The organism is Methanospirillum sp. (assembly GCF_035560735.1).
In the GTDB taxonomy this organism is placed as follows: Archaea; Halobacteriota; Methanomicrobia; order Methanomicrobiales; family Methanospirillaceae; genus Methanospirillum.
In genome coordinates, this window is sequence record NZ_DATMYY010000131.1 from 1 (window position 1) to 2,268 (window position 2,268).

The 2,268-nt window shown below is 43.4% G+C and carries 2 protein-coding genes; both read right to left on the minus strand.

Annotated elements, in window-relative coordinates:
• Positions 1 to 9: 9 nt before the first annotated feature.
• On the minus strand, positions 10 to 573 hold the full coding sequence (locus tag VN429_RS04065) for a chemotaxis protein CheW (RefSeq protein WP_325630066.1): 564 nt from the start codon (positions 571 to 573) through the stop codon (positions 10 to 12).
• Positions 570 to 2,144, minus strand: coding sequence for a CheR family methyltransferase (locus VN429_RS04070; protein WP_325630068.1), 1,575 nt, complete (start codon positions 2,142 to 2,144; stop codon positions 570 to 572). The genes VN429_RS04065 and VN429_RS04070 overlap by 4 nt, the downstream gene beginning before the upstream one ends.
• Positions 2,145 to 2,268: the final 124 nt, after the last annotated feature.

Genomic DNA, 2,268 nt, shown 5'->3' on the forward strand with positions numbered 1-2,268 from the left:
CATAGTTAATTAATCATCTCCCAGTATCATTCCCGGATTTGAGAGGAGTGCCCTGGCGTCAATTACCATTACCGGACCAGGGAGAACACCTGACAGATATGCTGCTTCTGGTCCACTGATCGTAGGTGGCGGTCTGCTTATCTGATCAGTATTTATTGTTCTTGTTCTGTCGATAGCATCAGCAAGTACTCCGAATGTCATCTCATTATTTGATAGTACTATGATACGGTTAAAATCAGTCAATCCTTTGGGGGGCATGCCAAGTACGATACGAAGATCTACAATTGAGAGTATTGATCCATGAAGACTGATGATGCCAAGGATAAACGGCGGGGTACCCGGAATATATGTTATCTCTTTTAGCAGGGCAACTTCCTTGATATATTCCATACTAATTACGTATTTTTCCCCAGATAGATGAAATTCCAGAACTTCAGTTCCAGATTTGTCTTCTTGATGATCGTCTCTCGGAGCGGCGAGATCACGAGCCCGTTGGGTCAGAATCTCTATTGATGAGAGGGTTGTGAAACCATTTGTGGAGAAAGGTTGGATTTCTTGAGAACTATCATTCATCTGGATGACACCACTGCAAGGAGCATCTGTACCATTTCCCTGACACGAATTGCAGGCATTCCGTCTGTTTCATCTATGGGTATATCATCAGCCATGGACGAGAGGATATCTAATGCTATCTGATAGTGTCTTTTAGCTTCAGATTCTCTACCCTCTGCTCCCAGGAAACTCCCCAGCATCAGGTGGGCAGGAATGTAATCCGGTTCTGCATATAATGCCTGTTTAAGTGATTGGATTGCAGCAGGAATATCACCCCGATTCTGATGGATTATTGCCCGGAGGTGATAGGCTCCTGCAAAGAGAGGATCCATAGCTAGAATCTTATCGCACCAGCCGAGTGCATGATCCCAATCTCCTCTATCTGCATATTTTTTGGCAAGCATCTCCATGGTCCCTAGAGTTTTGGGAGTTGGGTTTTGCTCTTCCTGTAATAGTAATTCAGCTTCGGCAAGTCTACCTTCCTGAATACGTATATCTGGATCGTGGTGGTTTGCAGCAGTTATATTAACTGCCTGAATCAGTTCATCATGATGTACTATTGAATCGGGGTTTGAGTTAATTGATGATTTGGTCAGATCGGGTAGAACGATTATCGAATTATTTGGAAGGGTTTTTTGCTGGCTTAAGTCCAGATTATTTAAATCCGAAATCCTGTCCTGGACTATCTCATCATTGACAGTTGATGGATTATGGTTAAATATGGCTGGATTTTTCTGATATTCTTCAATCCCTTTTCTAAATAAAAATACAGAATCCCGCTTTACCTGAATAAAACCCGGATGTTGTGCATAACTTATTTCCTGTGGGCTCACGATGAGCCATCCTTTATCTACGAGTGATGAGTTTAGACGGTCAACCACACCTGCCGCAAGTTCAGATGAAAAGTACATGAGAACATTACGGCAGAAAATGAGGTCCATCTTCATGGTCCCGGTCAACGGAGAAGGATAGTGGTCATTGATAAGATTGATCCTACTGAATTTGACCATTCTCTTGATTGTCTCTGATATTTTGAACCTTCCATCGACAGATGGGATAACATGACGATCGATAGGAACAGGTGACTCTTCTCTAAAAGACCATCTGGAATATACACCGATTTCGGCTGCATACAGAGATCCCGGGTTTATATCTGATGCTAGGATTGTAACATCCCAGTCAATGAGGTCTGGCAGTAGGTAATTAATGAGAATAGCTAGTGAATATGCCTCTTCTCCTGTACTACATGCGGCAGACCAGATACGAAGATACTTTCCAGAGATTCGTCGTGTCCTGATTAGATCAGGCAGTAATTGATCGCGAAGATATGCAAAGAGTTTTTTATCCCTGAAAAAGTAGGTCTCCCCTATGGTGAGGTTTTTTACCAGCGCCTCTTCAACTGCAGATGCTTTAGTTGGATCATTGAGAGCCTGCATGCAGGAAGCTGGATCGATGAGTCCGAGATCCCGACAAGCTGTAAAAAACCCTCGTTCAAGATCAGACATCCGGTCTGGGGCATATGCAAACCCAATCCTTTCATTTACAAACCTGTATACTTGCTGTAAATCCTCTGATAATAGAGTTGCAGGCATCAGGTTTTTCCTCCCTCTTGTATGAGAGCAGCAGAAAGTGCTCCTTCTTCATCTGGTAGCAGGAATCTGTCCGGATCTGTTATCAGGATCATACCATCCGGAGTCTTTACCACTCCCTGCACCC